Origin of the sequence: Stenotrophomonas pictorum JCM 9942, assembly GCF_001310775.1 — a bacterium.
GTDB lineage: Bacteria > Pseudomonadota > Gammaproteobacteria > Xanthomonadales > Xanthomonadaceae > Stenotrophomonas > Stenotrophomonas pictorum.
Map to the genome: position 1 here is coordinate 1 of NZ_BAZI01000034.1, position 15,137 is coordinate 15,137.

Below are 15,137 nucleotides of genomic sequence, written 5' to 3' on the forward strand. Positions count from 1 at the left end.
GGTCCGAGCGCGCCGCAGGCCGACATCGCCTCGCTGGAGACCGAGCTGTCCGAATCGCTGGGCACCAAGGTGGCGATCGCCCACGGCCGCGGTGGCCGGGGCAAACTGGTCATCCATTACACCGATCTGGACACGCTCGATGGCGTGCTGGAACGGCTGCGCGTCCGTCAGCCGGGCTGACGTCATCCACTTTTCCGAGGTGCACCTACCGCAATGAACCCCACCAAGGTCGACCGCAATCATTTGCTGCGTCTGACCGACCTCCCGAATGTGGGGCCGGCCTGTGAAAAGGATCTCCGTCTGATTGGAATCCGGGTTCCCGCGCATCTGCGCGGGCGTGATCCTTACGACATGTACGCGCAGCTGTGCCTGAAAACCGGCGTGGAGCACGACCCCTGCGTGATCGACGTGTTCCTGTCGGTGGTGCGCTTCATGGCGGGCGAGGCGCCGCAGCCGTGGTGGGCCTTCAGCAAGGAGCGCAAGGCGGCGTTGGCCCGGGAGCCGCTCAGGCTATGAGCATCCTGGTCACCGGCGCGGCCGGCTTCATCGGTGCCTACACCTGCCAGGCGCTGGCTGCCCGTGGCGAGCGGGTGGTCGGGCTGGACAACTACAACGACTACTACGATCCGCAGCTCAAGCGTGACCGCGTGGCCGCGTTGTGTCCGCAGGTGGATATCCGCACGCTGGACCTCACCGATCGCGACGGCCTGGCCGCGCTGTTCGACGAGGTCCAGCCGACCCGGGTGGTCCATCTGGCCGCGCAGGCCGGGGTGCGCTACTCGCTGGAGAATCCGCACGCCTACGTTGAAAGCAATCTGGTGGGCTTCGTCAATGTGCTGGAGCTGTGCCGCCATCGCGGCGTGCAGCACCTGCTGTATGCCTCCAGCAGCTCGGTCTATGGGGACTCGGCCACACCGCCGTTCTCCGAAGACCAGCGGGTGGACCGGCCGCGCTCGCTGTACGCGGCGACCAAGGCGGCCAATGAGCTGATGGCCTACACCTATGCCCAGCTGTACGGTCTGCCGGCCACCGGCCTGCGCTTTTTCACGGTGTATGGCCCGTGGGGCCGGCCGGACATGGCACCGCTGCTGTTCTCCCGGGCGGTACTGGCCGGGCGCAGCATCGAGGTCTTCAACGAGGGGCGCATGCGGCGTGACTTCACCCATGTGTCGGACATCGTGGCCGGCATCCTCGGGGCGCTGTCGCAGCCCTCGGCCGAACCCACGCCGCACCAGGTATTCAACCTGGGCAACCACACGCCGGTGGAACTGGAACATTTCATCGAGGTGATCGCCACCGCCGCCGGGCGCCCGGCGCACAAGATCTACCGGCCGATGCAGCCCGGCGACATGGTCGAAACCATGGCCGATACCCGCCGCGCCCACGCCGCGTTCGGTTACGCGCCGCGCACCCCGATCGAAACCGGGTTGCCACCGGTGGTGCAGTGGTGCCGCGAGTATTTCGGCAGCGCCGCCTGAGCCGGCGTTGCCGCGCCGGTACGGGTACGAGGGCGCCGTTTCGATGACAGCAGGTGCGGTCGAGGCGCCCGGTAGGCATCTGGTTGAGCGCTGCCACCGGGCGGACCGCTGGCCGGGTCGTCCTCAATTCGAATCGAATAACCCCGCCACTTCCCGGCTATGTTTTTCAGGGCTCCGGCCGGCGGGCTATCGTTCCGCAGCGACCGGCCGGCGCCTAGGGGCGGGCGGGGTTGACCGGGGCTGCAGTTCCCGGGCCGGCACCGCATAACGCTGCTGGTTGTAGGCCCAGCTGGGCCACAGCGCGTGGGCCAAGGTCAATCTGGCCAGCGCCGGATCCACCGCGGCAGGCGTCAGCGTCTCGCCCTCGCGCCGGTAGTGGAACTGCTCGGCCGGCTGTTGTGGCTGCAGGACCAGCAACTGCTCGCCCTGCAGATAGCCGTAGTTGTCGCCGTACTGCATGATCGCGCGGCCCGGCTGGCGCACGGTCAGGTCCACGCCCAGCATCGGATGGGTACTGCTGATGCCGATCAGTGACAGCAGTGTCGGCGGCAGGTCGATCTGGCTGACGAGCTGCTCGTCGCGCCGCACCGGCACCCCGGGGCCGAGGATCAGCGCCGGGATGTGGAAGTGCTTGACCGGCACCAGGCTGGCGCCGAACACGCGTGAATCGTGGTCGGCCACCACCAGGAACACGGTGTTCTCCCAGTACGGCGACTGCCTGGCGCGGGCGAAGAACTGGCCCAGCGCCCAGTCCGCGTAACGGGCGGTGTTCTCCACGCTGGCGGCCGGTGTGCTGGGCTGGATGCGCCCGGCCGGGTATTCCCACGGGCTGTGGTTGGAGACGCTGAAGGCCATCGTGAAGCGCGGCTGGCCGTCATCGTGCAGCAGGCGGTGATGCAGCTCGTTGAACATGTCCTCATCGGAGGCGCCCCACGAGCCGACGAAGCCGGGTTTGACCGCAAAGCGCGGGCGGTCGATGACCTCATCGAAACCGTTGCCGAGGAAGAATGCCTTCATGTTGTCGAAGTGCGCTTCGCCGCCGTAGAGGAAGCGCGAGCGGTAGTCGAACTGGCCGAGCAGGCCGGCCAGACTGAAAAAGCCGCTCTGGCTGCGCGGCAGCTTCAGCACTGCCTCGGCCGGGGTGGGCAGGAAACCGGTGCTCAGCGCCTCCAGTCCGCGCACCGAGCGGGTGCCGGTGGCGTAGGCCCGTGCCAGCAGCCAGCCCTGTTCGGCCAACGCGTCGAACTGCGGTGACAGCTTCTGCCCGCCCAGCGTGCCGATGTACTGCGCGCCCAGGCTTTCCTCGACGATAACCACCAGGTTCAGCGGTTTGGCCGGTGCGGCGCTGGCCTGCTGCCGGTGCACGCTGGGATGCAGCGGATCCAGCGGTGGCCCGGCGATGCCGGCGGCCTCGCGCACCAGCTGGTGCATTTCCGGCTCGGGCATCGCGCCGTAGACCTGCGCGGCCGAGCGTTCGCCGGTCATGCCGCGGATGGCGTGCAGCACGTTGTACAGCGAGTTCAGCGGCAGCGCGTTGATCATCGCATCGTCACTGAAGGCCACTTTGGAAGCGTTGAGCGGACGGTGGTCCAGGGTGCCGCGCGCGGCCAGGAACAGCACCACAAAGGCGCTGGCGGTAGCCACCGCGCGCAGCCAGGGTTTCAGCGAAACCGCATCGCGCCTCGCCTGCAGCCAGCGGCATCCGGCCCAACCCAGCACCGCCAGGCCCAGCGTGGCCAGCAGCAGAACACCCTTGTAGCCCTGCCACAACATCGCCGAGACCTCCTGCGGGCTGTTGAGGTACTCCACGTACAGCCGGTTCGGGCGGGTGTCGTATTCCAGGAGGAACTGCGGCGTGGACACTTCCAGCAGCACGAACAGCAGCCACCACAGCCGGTACCACCCGCCGGTGATGCGGGTGGGCCAATCCCGGTGGCCGAGCCAGGGTGAGAGCAGGACCGGGACAGCGCAGACCATGGCCAGCAGGCTCAGATCGATGCGCCAGCCGCCGAACAGGATCGGCCACAGTCCACCGGCCGGCTGCACCCGCGGCCATAGCCACAGCGCCAGTCCGAGCCGGCACAGGGTCAGGAAAACCAGGGTGAGCAGCAGGAAACGCCAGGTGAGCTTACGCAAAGCCGAGATCCGTTGAAGGTGGTGCACAACACGCCTGAAGTCCCTTCATTGCACCGCCCGGGAAACCTCCCGGGCCGGCTGTCATGGGCGTCGCATAACCGGGAAATATTACCCTGAATACGCGCCTCGCCCCTGCCCTCCACTGCCGCCGCGGACGTGGCACCGGTGAGGCCGGGTGGCCGGGTGAGTTCACACATGTTTCCGACATCGTCGCCGCTATCTTCCCGCGGTTGTCACCTCCGGCGGCCACCCTCGGTGCTTGGCTGCGCTACAGCCGCCGTCCCCGTCGCGCCGTCGGCGTGGCAGTATCTGGCCGTCGGGTGTTCCGCTGCCAGGGCGCTGCGCCTGCTCTGGATCGCGCGCCTGATTTCACGCTGTGCTAAGTCGGGCCCGGGAGAATGCCTGTTCCGTTTCCTTAATACGCATGCCCCATCACCCTGCCTGCCTTACGGATCCTGTAATGAATCACCCCGCGCTTTCCGTGGTTGTTCCCGTTTTCAACGAGCGTGACAACGTCGCCTCGCTGGTCAGTGAAATCACCGCCGCGCTGCGCGGGCGGCTGGCGTTCGAGATCGTCTACGTCGATGACCATTCCAGCGATGACACGTTGCAGCAGCTGCAGGCGCTGAAGGCCGACAATCCCGAGCTGCGGGTGCTGCACCACGTCAGCCAGAGCGGGCAGAGCACCGCGGTGCGGACCGGGGTGAAGGCGGCGCGGGCGCCGTGGATCGCCACCCTCGACGGTGACGGCCAGAACGACCCGGCCGATATCCCCCGACTGCTGGCCGAGCGGGATACCGCCCCGGCCACGGTGAAACTGTTCGCCGGTTGGCGCGTCAACCGCCAGGACAGCGGCTCCAAGCGCTGGGCCAGCCGATGGGCCAATGCGATCCGTGCGCGCATGCTGCGTGATGACACCCCCGATACCGGTTGCGGCATCAAGCTGTTCGAGCGGGAGGCCTTCCTCGAACTGCCGTATTTCGATCACATGCACCGCTATCTGCCGGCGCTGATGCAGCGCGCCGGCTGGAAGACGGTCAGCGTGCCGGTTAACCATCGCCATCGCACCGCCGGGGTGTCCAAGTACAACAACCTGGGCCGCGCGCTGGTCGGCATCCGCGACCTGCGTGGCGTGGCCTGGCTGATCGCGCGCTCCCGGCGCACCGCAGTGGAAGAGGTCTGAGCATGGAGTTCATGAACCAGCCGCTGGTCTGGCTGGAGTGGACCGGCGTGCACATGTCGCCGTGGAAGCTGATCGGGTTGACCGGGGCGCTGATGTTCGGCGGCCGCTGGCTGGTGCAGTTCACGGCCTCGCGCCGCGCCGGCAAGCCGGTGATCCCGCGCCTGTTCTGGTACATGAGCGTGCTGGGCAGCCTGATGACGCTGAGCTATTTCCTGTTTTCCGCCAAGCAGGACGCGGTGGGGGTGATCCAGAACCTGTTCCCGGCGTTCACCGCGCTCTACAGTCTGCGGCTGGATATCCGCCATCACGGCTGGAAGCGGGACAGGGCCGGCGACTGACGCGGATGGGGCGGTCCGCCGGCCGGAGGGTGCGGGCAGGACTTTCGAACCATGTCAGGCAGCGGCCTGCGATGCCATGATCGGTGCTCGCAATCCGGGAATCCGCTGCTCGTGAAAACCTCGCTCTCCGTCGCTCTGCTGCTCGCCCTGTCACTGCCCACCGCGCTGCAGGCCGCACCGGCCAAATCCGCGGCGCCGGCCACCTTGGCCGCGTACAGCGCCGATGAGCAGTTCAAGGCGATCTACGAGAAGGAATGGGCCTGGCGTCAGGCCGGCGGTGGCGAGGCCAGCGAGGACGGTGATGCCCCGGCCAATGCCACCCGGCTGCCCGATGTGGGCGCCGAGGCCCAGCAGGCGCGGCTGAAGGTGTGGGAGGAAGTGCTCGCGCAGCTTGAGGCGATCGATCCGGCCACGCTCTCGGCCGAGAACCGGATCAACTACGCCATCTACCTGTACCAGGTCGAGAACCTGGCCGACGAGGTGCGCCTGCGCGCCTACGAGATGCCGTTCAATTCGGACTCCTCGTTCTGGTCGAACCTGGGCTTCATGGCCCGGCGCGAGATGAAGACCGTGCAGGACTACCGCAACTACATCGCACGGCTGAACGATGTGCCGCGCTATTTCGGCCAGCAGACGCAGAACATGCGTGCCGGGCTGGCGCGTGGCTTCAGTGTGCCGCGGGCGGTGCTGGAAGGGCGTGACGGCTCGATCGCCGCGGTGGCCGAGCTGAAAGATCCCACCGAATCGCCGTTGTATGCGCCGCTGAAGAAGCTGCCGTCCAGCATTCCGGCCGCCGAGCAGGCCCAGCTGCAGGCCGAGGCCCGCCAGGCCATCAGCGGCAGCGTCATTCCGGCGTTCGCCAGCTTGCTGACGTTCTTCCGCGAGGAGTATGTGCCGCAGGCGCGCACCACGCTGGCGGCGGAAAAGATGCCCGGCGGCAAGGCGTTCTATCGCCAGCAGATCCGCGAATACACCACCCTGGACATGAGCCCGCAGCAGATCCATGCGCTGGGCCTGGCCGAGGTCAAGCGCATCCAGCGCGAGATGAACGACATCATCGACAAGCTGGGGTTCACCGGGAAAAGCGAGGAGACCCGCTTTGCCGATTTCCTCGAATTCCTGCGTACCGATCCGCAGTTCTACGCCAAGACCCCCGAGGAGCTGCTGTGGCGCGCGGCGTGGATCTCCAAGCGCGTGGACGGGGTGATCGGCAAGATCGTGACCCTGCCGCGTGCGCGCTTCACCATCGTGCCGGTGCCGCCGGATATCGCGCCGTTCTGGACCGCCGGCCGCGGCGGCATGGGCACCTACTGGGTCAACACCTACAACCTGCCGGCACGGCCGCTGTACAACCTGCCGGCGCTGACCCTGCACGAGTCCGATCCGGGCCATGCGCTGCAGGGCGCACTGGCGGCCGAACAGGGCGAACAGCCCGAGTTCCGCCGCAACAACTACATCTCCGCCTATGGCGAGGGCTGGGGCCTGTACAGCGAGAAGCTCGGCGTGGACATGGGCATCTATGAAACCCCGTACGAGGACTTCGGCCGGCTGACCTACGAGATGTGGCGTGCGGCGCGACTGGTGATCGACACCGGCGTGCACCACTACGGCTGGACCCGCGAGCGCGCCATCGCCTACCTGCGCGACCACACCGCGCTGAGCGAGCATGAAGTGACCACCGAGGTGGACCGCTACATCTCCTGGCCGGCCCAGGCACTGAGCTACAAGCTCGGCGAGATCACCATCGTCAAGCTGCGCGCGCTGGCCGAGAAGGAACTGGGCGACGCGTTCGACCTCAAGGCCTTCAATGACGCCGTGCTCAAGCAGGGTTCGGTGCCCTTGCCGGTGCTGGAGCAGCAGATCAAGGCCTTCATCGCCGAGCGCAAGAGCGCAAAGTAGGTTTGGCCCCCCCTCTCTCGATCCGGGGGAGGGGCGGCAAAGGGCGCAGTGAAAGCAGAAGCACGAGGTCAGTGGAGCCATTTGGGCCTGAAGTCGCGCGCCCATGCGATTGTGTAACCCGGTGATCACCGGCTAGGCTGCGCCGATGCTGCGTACCCTGCGCCACCGCCGTCTCCACCTGTTGCGCCTGCTGATGTTGGCCCTGGTCGGCATCGGCGTGTTTGGCACCTCGCTGTCTGCCGCACTGACCGACATCCACATGCTGGCGCACACCGACATCGGCGCCGGCGTGCATGAACACGACGACAGCAAGCTGGCCGCGGCCCCGGATGCTGAAGACAGCGCCAATGCGCTGCTGCACGCGCTGGTGCATTGCGTGGACTGCCACGGCCATGGGGGCGTACTGCCCACCGTCACCCCTGCCTGGAGCGTGGCATCGCCGCCCGCACAGCAGGCCGTAGTCATCCTGGGTACGCAAGCGGTCACGCACCCGACCGAGAGCCTGTTCCGCCCCCCGATAGCCGTCTGACGTCCCGGCCCCTTGGCCGGTCCCCACGTCTGAACCTGCTATCTGGAGAAACCCATGTGGATGCGCCTGGCGGCGGTTGCCGCCTTTATGCTGGTGCCGCGCGCGTATGCGCAGGTGCCGGTGCCTGCTGTGCCGTTGACGCTGGACGATGCCATCGTCCGCGTTGCCCTTGATCACCCCGAGCTGCGTCTGATCGATGCGCAGCGCCCTGTACTTGAAGCCCGCCGCGACGCCGCGCTGCTGCGCCCGCCGATGCAGCTGGGTGTGGAACTGGAGAACCTGCCCGGCAGCGGCGATGCCCGTGGCGTGCAGGGCGTCGAAGCCACGGTCACCTTGTCCGGTGTGCTGGAACGCGGCGACAAGCTCGATGCGCGGCGCATGCTGGCGCAGGCCAATATCGATGCACTGGCGCCGCAACGCGCCACCGCACGCTTGATCTGCTCGCCGAAACCGCACGCCGTTATCTCGCGGTGGCACAGGCGCAAGCGGCGTTGCAGATCGCCAACACCGATATCGAACAGCGCCGCCGCGCCGTCGCCGCCGCCCGTCTGCGGCTGCAGGCCGGTGCTTCGCCGGAGTCGGTGCTGTTCACCGCGCAGGCAATGCTGGCGCAGGCCGAACTGGACCGCGATCGTGCCATCGAAGAAGCCAGCGCAGCGCGGCTGTCGCTCGCCGCGTTGTGGGGCGCACGCTCGCCCGACTTCAACACCGTGAGTGGCGATGCGTTGCAGCTGCCGGCACTGCGCGATTTCGCATTGCTCAATGACGATCTGCAACGCGCACCGGAACTGGCCGAGCTGCTGGGCGAGCAACGCATCCGCGAGGCCCAGCTGCAACTGGTGCGCACCCGCAGCCGTCCGGATTGGAATTGGCAGGTGGGCGTGCGCAACAGCCGTGCCGACAACGCGACCTCGCTGGTTGGCGGCTTCAGCATTCCGCTGGGCAGCGCCCGCCGTGCCGCGCCGGAAATCCGCGAGGCGGAAGCCGATCTCGCCCTGCTTCCCTATCAGCGCCAGGCCCGTCAGCAACAGCTGTACGCCACCTTGGCCGAGGCACACGGACGCTATGTCACCGCGCGGTTGGAAGTGCAGCGCATGCGCAGTGATGTGCTGCCGCAGTTGCAGAAGGCCGAACGTGCTGCCGAGCAGGCCTGGCGCGCCGGTGCCGTCAGCTACATGGAGTGGGCGCAGCTGCAGGCCATGCGCATTGAATCGCGCCAGCGCCAGTTGGACGCAGCCATCGCCGCACAGACCGCGCTGATCGAGATCCAGCGCCTCACCGGCCAGGGAATGCTGGCCACCGATGCAACCGTTGCCGTGGAGAACGCACGATGAGCCGTCCGATGAATGTTGTCGCTGCCGGCGTGCTGGCAATGAGTCTGTTGCTGGTCGGTTGCGGTGCAGAGCCGGTGGCTGAAGCCAGTGCTGGTGCAGAAGAAGCTGGCCACGATCACGATGAAGAAAAGGGCGGCGAAGCCGGCGATCACGCCCATAACGAGGGCGAGGAAGCAGCCGACAGCACCACCATCAAGGCTGCTATGGCCGAACAGTCCGGGATCCGCAGCGCCGCGGTGCAGGCTGGCACCATTGCCGATGAGCACGAGGTGCAGGGCCTGTTGACCCCAGTGGATGGTCGCATCGCGCAGGTGATGGCGCGCTTTCCCGGGCCGATCCGTTCGCTGCGTGCAAACGTCGGTGATCGCGTCAGTGCCGGCCAGACCTTGGCCAGCATCGACAGCAATCTCAGCCTGACCACCTACAGCGTCAGCGCGCCAATCAGCGGCGTGGTGCTGTCGCGGCAGGCACAGGTGGGCGCGGTTGCGGGCGAGGGCACGCCACTGTTCGAAATCGGCGACCTGTCCGAACTGTGGGTGGACCTGCATATCTTCGGCAACGACACCCAGCACATCACCGCCGGCGTGCCGGTCACGGTGACGCGCATGACCGATGGCCTCAGCCAGGGCACCACGCTGGAGCGCGTGCTGCCGGGCACCGCCACTGCAAGCCAGAGCACCGTGGCCCGCGCCAGTGTGCGCAATGACGACGGCCTGTGGCGGCCCGGTGCAGCGGTGAAGGCGCGCATCGTGGTGGCGATGCAGCCCGCCGCGATGGTGGTGCCGCTTTCCGCACTGCAGACCATGGGAGGCCGCGAGGTGGTGTTCGTTCGTGAGGGCGACACCTATAGCGCCCGTTCGGTGGTGCTGGGCGCACGCGATGCCGGCAAGGTCGAGGTCAAGGACGGCCTGCGCGTGGGCGAGCAGGTTGTGGTCGAGCAGAGCTATGTGGTCAAGGCCGACATCGGCAAGGCGGGGGCCGCGCATGAACATTGACCAGTGCATGCAAGTTGGAGGGTGCCGCCATGCTTGAGCGCATCATCCGCAGCGCCATCGCCCATCGCTGGATGATGATGGTGCTCACCTTCGCGTTGATCGCGATCGGCAGCTGGAGCTTCACCCGCCTGTCCATCGACGCCACGCCCGACATCACCAACGTACAGGTGCAGATCAACACCGCCGCCGATGGCTACTCGCCGCTGGAGAGTGAGCAGCGCATCACCTGGCCGGTGGAAACAGTGATGGCGGGTCTGCCGAAGCTTGAACAGGTGCGCTCCTTGTCGCGCTACGGCCTGTCGCAGGTGACGGTGGTGTTCAAGGACGGCACCGATCTGTACTTCGCCCGCCAGCAGGTCGCCGAGCGTCTGCAGCAGGTGAAGTCACAGCTGCCGGAAGGCCTGGACCCGCAGCTGGGGCCGATTGCCACCGGCCTGGGCGAGATCTTCATGTACACCATCGACGCCGATCCCAAGGCGCGCAAGCCCGATGGTTCGCCCTACACCGCCACCGACCTGCGCACGCTGCAGGACTGGGTGGTGCGGCCGCAGCTGCGCAACGTGCCCGGTGTTACCGAGGTCAATACGATTGGTGGTTACCAGCGGCAGATCCATATCACCCCGGATCCGGCCAAGCTGCGTGCGCTGGGCTTCACCCTGGAGGATGTCGCCGACGCCGTGGAAGGCAACAACCAGAACATCGGCGCCGGTTACATCGAACGCAACGGCCAGCAGTTCCTGGTGCGCGTGCCGGGACAAGTCGCCGGGCTGGAGGAAATCGGCAACATCGTGCTGGCCCGCCGCGAAGGCGTGCCCATCCATATGCATGACGTGGCCGAGGTAGCCGAAGGGCCGGAACTGCGCAGTGGTGCCGCCACCCAGAACGGCCACGAAGTGGTGATGGGCACGGTGGTGATGCTGGTGGGTGCCAACAGCCGCGAGGTGGCGCGCGCGGCTGCGGCGAAGCTGGAACAGGCGCAGCGCAGCCTGCCTATCGGGGTCACCGTCACCGCCAGCTATGATCGCACCGCGCTGGTGGATCGCACCATTGGAACGGTGGCAAAGAACCTGCTGGAAGGCGCGCTGCTGGTGATCGTGGTGTTGTTCCTGTTGCTGGGCAACTTCCGTGCGGCGCTGATCACCGCCGCGGTGATTCCACTGGCGATGCTGTTCACCCTGACCGGCATGGCACGCGGTGGTGTGTCCGCCAACCTGATGAGCCTTGGCGCGTTGGACTTCGGTCTGATTGTCGATGGTGCGGTGATCATCATCGAGAACTGCCTGCGCCGCTTCGGCGAACGCACCCATGCGCTGGGCCGGGCGATGACCCGCGAGGAACGCTTTGCCGAAACCGCCAGTGCCACCGCCGAAGTCATCCGGCCCAGCCTGTTCGGCCTGGGCATCATCACCGCGGTCTACCTGCCAATCTTCGCGCTGACCGGCGTCGAAGGAAAAATGTTCCACCCGATGGCCATCACCGTGGTGCTGGCATTGAGCGGCGCGATGCTGTTGTCGCTGACCTTCGTTCCCGCGGCGATTGCCATGTTCCTCGGTGGCCGCATCGAGGAGAAGGAGAACCGCTTGATGGTATGGCTGCGCGCACGCTATGCGCCGTTGCTGGCGTGGGTGATGCGACGCGGGCGCCTGGTGGTTGCCGGCGCCCTGGTGCTGGTGGTCGGCTGTGGCTTGCTGGCGACGCGGCTGGGCAGCGAGTTCGTGCCCAATCTGGATGAAGGTGATGTCGCCATGCATGCCATGCGCATTCCCGGTACCAGCCTCTCCCAGTCGGTGAACATGCAGAAGCAGGTGGAAGCACGCCTGCAGCAGCTGCCGGAAGTGGACAAGGTGTTCTCCAAGATCGGCACACCGGAAGTCGCCTCCGACCCGATGCCGCCTTCGGTCGCCGACACTTTCATCATGATGAAGCCACGCAAGCAGTGGCCGGACCCGCGCAAACCGCGCGCCCAGCTGTTGTCCGAGCTGGAGGCCGCGGTGGAGGAGTTGCCGGGCAACAACTACGAGTTCACCCAGCCGATCCAGATGCGCATGAACGAGTTGATCTCTGGCGTGCGTGCCGACGTGGCGGTGATGCTGTTCGGCGATGACATGGAAGCGCTGGCGCAAGTGGGCCGGCGCATCGTCGCGGTGGCCAACACGGTGCCCGGTGCGGCCGATGTGCGCCTGGAGGAGACCAGTGGTCTACCTCTGCTGACGGTCACGCCGAATCGTGCGGCATTGGCGGGGTATGGACTCAACCCGGGCCAGCTGCAGTCCACGGTTTCCACCGCGGTAGGCGGGCGTGTGGCCGGGCAATTGTTCGAAGGTGATCGACGCTTCGATATCGTCGTCCGCCTGCCGGAAACCATCCGCCAGGACCTGCGGCACTGGCCGATCTGCCGGTGTCGCTGGAGCCCGCACTGGCACAGGACAGTGCGGATGAGTCCAGCCGTGCGGGTGGCTGGCGCAGCGGTGATGCGCGCACGGTTCCGTTGCGTGAGTTGGCGAGCATCGAAAGCAGCGAAGGGCCAAACCAGATCAACCGTGACTACGGCAAGCGCCGCATCGTCATCACCGCCAATGTACGTGACCGCGATCTGGGTGGTTTCGTCAGCGAGCTGCAACAGGCTATCGATACGCAGGTGAGAGTGCCGGCCGGTTACTGGGTGGAATACGGCGGCAGCTTCGAGCAGTTGATCTCGGCCAGCCAGCGTCTGGCGGTGGTGGTGCCGGTGACTCTGCTGCTGATCTTCGCCTTGCTGTTCTGGGCCTTCGGCTCGGCGCGCGATGCGAGCATCGTGTTCAGCGGCGTGCCGCTGGCCTTGACCGGTGGCGTGCTGGCGCTGGCGGTGCGTGGCATTCCGTTGTCGATCTCGGCCGGCGTCGGTTTTATCGCGCTGTCCGGTGTGGCCGTGCTCAATGGTCTGGTGATGATCAGCTTCATCCGCCACCTGCGCGAACAGGGCCGAAGTCTCGATGTGGCCGTGCGCGAAGGCGCGCTGGGCCGTTTGCGACCGGTGCTGATGACCGCCCTGGTCGCATCGCTGGGCTTCGTGCCGATGGCCTTCAACGTCGGTGCCGGCTCGGAAGTGCAGCGGCCGCTGGCCACGGTGGTGATCGGCGGCATTGTCTCCTCTACGCTGCTGACCCTGCTGGTATTGCCGGTGCTGTACTGCTGGCTGCACCGCAAAGACTGACTGCCTGTCGGGATGGGCAGCACCGGACTTGCTAGAGTCCGGTGGTCGGCTCCGGGAGGCAGTCAATGCGCGTGTGTCAGTTTGTGGTGATGGGGCTGCTGTTGCTCGGTGGCGGCAATGTTGCCGCTCAGGCGCCTGACCTCTACATCGAGTTCTTGTGGTCCAAGCCGCCGGTGGATGCGCTGGCCCGCCAGCAGACCCGCCAGTTCGTCATGCAGGGCGACCACGGCCATCAGATCTGCATTGCCGCCAATGCGGTTTCCACGGATGTGGGCGGCTTGCAGATTGAACTGCGAGATGCCGAGGGTGCGCAGGTGTCACTGCAGCAGCATGATGACTATCGCGGAATCAAACGGTGCTACCCGGCCGATCTGGCCGCTGGGCGCGCGGCGGGGGACTGGACGGTGCACGTCGTCCTCGGCGATGGCCGTACCGGGACGGCCAAGGTCCGGTCGATCCGCGTATCGAGGATTCACCGCACTACCTGACGCGCTCGGTTCCCTATGTGGCTGGCCGCCCGAACTACGATGCGTCGATCCCGGCCGGGCAATGGGTGGGCCGGCTGGTGTGGGCGATGGATGTCGACCCCCAGGGGCACGTGACCCATGTCGAGGTGGAAGTGGCCGAAGGCGTCGGTGAGCGCTTGCGTGAACGGGCCATCGCTGCCGGCTACCTGACCGTGTTCCCACCCGATCCGGGCCGGGCCACCCAGCCGTTGCGCTGGCGCCGGGCCTTGGCATTTGCCCCGGAATAGCCCCCGGTCGCCGTGTTCCGGGCGTGGATTTGCGCTTTGGCCTGTCCTTGGGCATAATTTCCGGCTCGCTGTGTCCGGAAACCTCTGGATCGGTGGCCGGGAACACGTCATCCGGACATCCTCGACAGCGTAACCCTTTGATTCCCATGACGCGTGGCGGGCAACCGCCGGGGCCGCCGTCTTCCTGGCTAAGGAAGTCATCAATATTATCGAGGTGCGCAATGTCCCGCGTATGCCAAGTTTCCGGTAAGGGTGTGCAGACAGGTAACAACGTCTCGCACGCCAACAACAAGACCCGCCGTCGTTTCCTGCCGAACCTGCATGAGCGCCGCTTCTGGGTTGCCAGCGAGAACCGCTGGGTCAAGCTTCGTGTTTCCGCGCATGCACTGCGCACCATCGACAAGAACGGTATCGATTCCGTCTGGCTGAGCTGCGTGCCCGCGGCGAAAAGGTCTGAGGAGTAAATAATCATGGCAGGTAAGCGCGATAAGGTCCGTATGATTTCCTCGGCCGGCACTGGCCACTTCTACACCACGGACAAGAACAAGAAGAACACCCCGGGGAAGATGGAATTCCTGAAGTACGATCCGGTGGTGCGCAAGCACGTGATGTACAAGGAAGGCAAGATCAAGTAATCCCCCGGGATTGCCGGTTTTGCGTTTCATCCGGAACCCGCCGCAAGGCGGGTTCTGCGTTTCTGCGGAATGAAACATCGCGGGTATCACGCCCATGGGCACCTGCCCTGACGGCATCAGCCGCGGGCATGCCATCCCCTACAATCGGGCCTATGAGCGTTATCGATACTCCGCATCTGTACGACCTGGCCATCATCGGTGGTGGCGCTGCCGGCACCCTCACGGCTATTGGCGTGCTGCGTGAGGCGCAGCGGCCGCTGCGGGTGCTGATTCTGGAGCCCGATCTGCCCTTGGCCCGGGGCGTGGCGTACGCCACGACCTATCCAGAGCACCTGCTCAATGTGCCGGTGGCCAAGATGAGCGGTTTTGCGGCGCAGCCGGAGGATTTTCTCGATTACCTGCAGGACGTGCAGGCCTTCCCGGCGCTGGATCGCGACACGTTGGCCCACCGCTTCGTGCCGCGACAGCACTATGCGGACTACCTGCGCCTGCGCCTGCAGCAGACCGCCGCTGCCAGCATCGCGCAGTTGCAGGTCCGCGCCGAACATGTGCGGGCGCTGCAAGCCGATGCCGAGGGCTTCACCCTCGCGCTGGATTCAGGTGCGCAGCTGCGCGCGCGGGCGGTGGCGTTGGCACCGGGCAATGCCTTGCGGCCGCTGCCGG

General features: G+C 66.4%; 12 protein-coding genes and 4 pseudogenes. 15 read left to right on the forward strand and 1 reads right to left on the reverse strand.

Going from position 1 to position 15,137, the window contains the following annotated elements:
- From JCM9942_RS03630 to JCM9942_RS03640, 3 genes and pseudogenes are all read left to right on the forward strand, one after another.
- Window positions 1-180, forward strand: a pseudogene (locus JCM9942_RS03630) (ParB/RepB/Spo0J family partition protein); the annotation flags it as partial.
- 33 nt (window positions 181-213) lie between these two features.
- Window positions 214-516: a helix-hairpin-helix domain-containing protein gene (locus tag JCM9942_RS03635; protein ID WP_054657710.1), complete on the forward strand. Its 303-nt coding sequence runs from the start codon at window positions 214-216 to the stop codon at window positions 514-516.
- Window positions 513-1,478 (forward strand): SDR family NAD(P)-dependent oxidoreductase, encoded by a 966-nt coding sequence (locus tag JCM9942_RS03640; RefSeq protein ID WP_054657712.1) that lies wholly within the window; start codon window positions 513-515, stop codon window positions 1,476-1,478. The genes JCM9942_RS03635 and JCM9942_RS03640 overlap by 4 nt, the downstream gene beginning before the upstream one ends.
- A 186-nt stretch (window positions 1,479-1,664) precedes the next feature.
- Here JCM9942_RS03640 and JCM9942_RS03645 read toward each other — a convergent pair whose 3' ends face one another.
- Window positions 1,665-3,614 carry an LTA synthase family protein gene (locus JCM9942_RS03645; protein WP_054657714.1) on the reverse strand — a complete coding sequence of 650 codons (1,950 nt, stop codon included), beginning with the start codon at window positions 3,612-3,614 and terminating at the stop codon, window positions 1,665-1,667.
- Window positions 3,615-4,074: 460 nt separating this feature from the next.
- On the opposite strand from JCM9942_RS03645, the gene JCM9942_RS03650 reads away from it, so the two are divergent.
- From JCM9942_RS03650 to JCM9942_RS03705, 12 genes and pseudogenes are all read left to right on the forward strand, one after another.
- Entirely contained in the window at window positions 4,075-4,797 is a 723-nt protein-coding gene (locus JCM9942_RS03650; protein WP_054657715.1) for a glycosyltransferase family 2 protein, read from the forward strand.
- A gap of 2 nt (window positions 4,798-4,799) precedes the next feature.
- Window positions 4,800-5,135: a lipid-A-disaccharide synthase N-terminal domain-containing protein gene (locus JCM9942_RS03655; protein WP_054657716.1), complete on the forward strand. Its 336-nt coding sequence runs from the start codon at window positions 4,800-4,802 to the stop codon at window positions 5,133-5,135.
- Window positions 5,136-5,246: 111 nt separating this feature from the next.
- Window positions 5,247-7,034: a DUF885 domain-containing protein gene (locus tag JCM9942_RS03660; protein ID WP_054657718.1), complete on the forward strand. Its 1,788-nt coding sequence runs from the start codon at window positions 5,247-5,249 to the stop codon at window positions 7,032-7,034.
- A 145-nt stretch (window positions 7,035-7,179) separates the two neighbouring features.
- Window positions 7,180-7,563 (forward strand): hypothetical protein, encoded by a 384-nt coding sequence (locus JCM9942_RS03665; protein WP_054657720.1) that lies wholly within the window; start codon window positions 7,180-7,182, stop codon window positions 7,561-7,563.
- 54 nt (window positions 7,564-7,617) lie between these two features.
- Window positions 7,618-8,897, forward strand: a pseudogene (locus tag JCM9942_RS03670) (TolC family protein).
- On the forward strand, window positions 8,894-9,892 hold the full coding sequence (locus JCM9942_RS03675) for an efflux RND transporter periplasmic adaptor subunit (protein ID WP_054657722.1): 999 nt from the start codon (window positions 8,894-8,896) through the stop codon (window positions 9,890-9,892). Before JCM9942_RS03670 ends, JCM9942_RS03675 begins: the two are co-directional and overlap by 4 nt.
- 29 nt (window positions 9,893-9,921) lie before the next feature.
- Window positions 9,922-13,085: pseudogene (locus tag JCM9942_RS03680) on the forward strand (efflux RND transporter permease subunit).
- A gap of 65 nt (window positions 13,086-13,150) precedes the next feature.
- On the forward strand, window positions 13,151-13,573 hold the full coding sequence (locus JCM9942_RS03685) for a hypothetical protein (protein WP_054657724.1): 423 nt from the start codon (window positions 13,151-13,153) through the stop codon (window positions 13,571-13,573).
- 17 nt (window positions 13,574-13,590) lie between these two features.
- Window positions 13,591-13,839: a hypothetical protein gene (locus tag JCM9942_RS03690; protein ID WP_256202284.1), complete on the forward strand. Its 249-nt coding sequence runs from the start codon at window positions 13,591-13,593 to the stop codon at window positions 13,837-13,839.
- Between the two features lie 221 nt (window positions 13,840-14,060).
- A pseudogene (gene rpmB, locus JCM9942_RS03695) lies at window positions 14,061-14,296 on the forward strand (50S ribosomal protein L28).
- A 10-nt stretch (window positions 14,297-14,306) separates the two neighbouring features.
- Window positions 14,307-14,474, forward strand: a complete 168-nt coding sequence (gene rpmG / locus JCM9942_RS03700) for a 50S ribosomal protein L33 (RefSeq protein WP_172675037.1) — start codon at window positions 14,307-14,309, stop codon at window positions 14,472-14,474.
- Window positions 14,475-14,626: 152 nt separating this feature from the next.
- Window positions 14,627-15,137: FAD/NAD(P)-binding protein (locus JCM9942_RS03705; RefSeq protein WP_172675035.1), on the forward strand; the 511-nt coding region annotated here is incomplete at its 3' end.

Bases quoted from the DNA above. Each gene is read 5' to 3' on its own strand.
- JCM9942_RS03635 (WP_054657710.1), top strand. From the start codon at position 214: ATGAACCCCACCAAGGTCGACCGCAATCATTTGCTGCGTCTGACCGAC.
- JCM9942_RS03640 (WP_054657712.1), top strand. From the start codon at position 513: ATGAGCATCCTGGTCACCGGCGCGGCCGGCTTCATCGGTGCCTACACC.
- JCM9942_RS03650 (WP_054657715.1), top strand. From the start codon at position 4,075: ATGAATCACCCCGCGCTTTCCGTGGTTGTTCCCGTTTTCAACGAGCGT.
- JCM9942_RS03655 (WP_054657716.1), top strand. From the start codon at position 4,800: ATGGAGTTCATGAACCAGCCGCTGGTCTGGCTGGAGTGGACCGGCGTG.
- JCM9942_RS03665 (WP_054657720.1), top strand. From the start codon at position 7,180: ATGCTGCGTACCCTGCGCCACCGCCGTCTCCACCTGTTGCGCCTGCTG.
- JCM9942_RS03675 (WP_054657722.1), top strand. From the start codon at position 8,894: ATGAGCCGTCCGATGAATGTTGTCGCTGCCGGCGTGCTGGCAATGAGT.
- JCM9942_RS03685 (WP_054657724.1), top strand. From the start codon at position 13,151: ATGCGCGTGTGTCAGTTTGTGGTGATGGGGCTGCTGTTGCTCGGTGGC.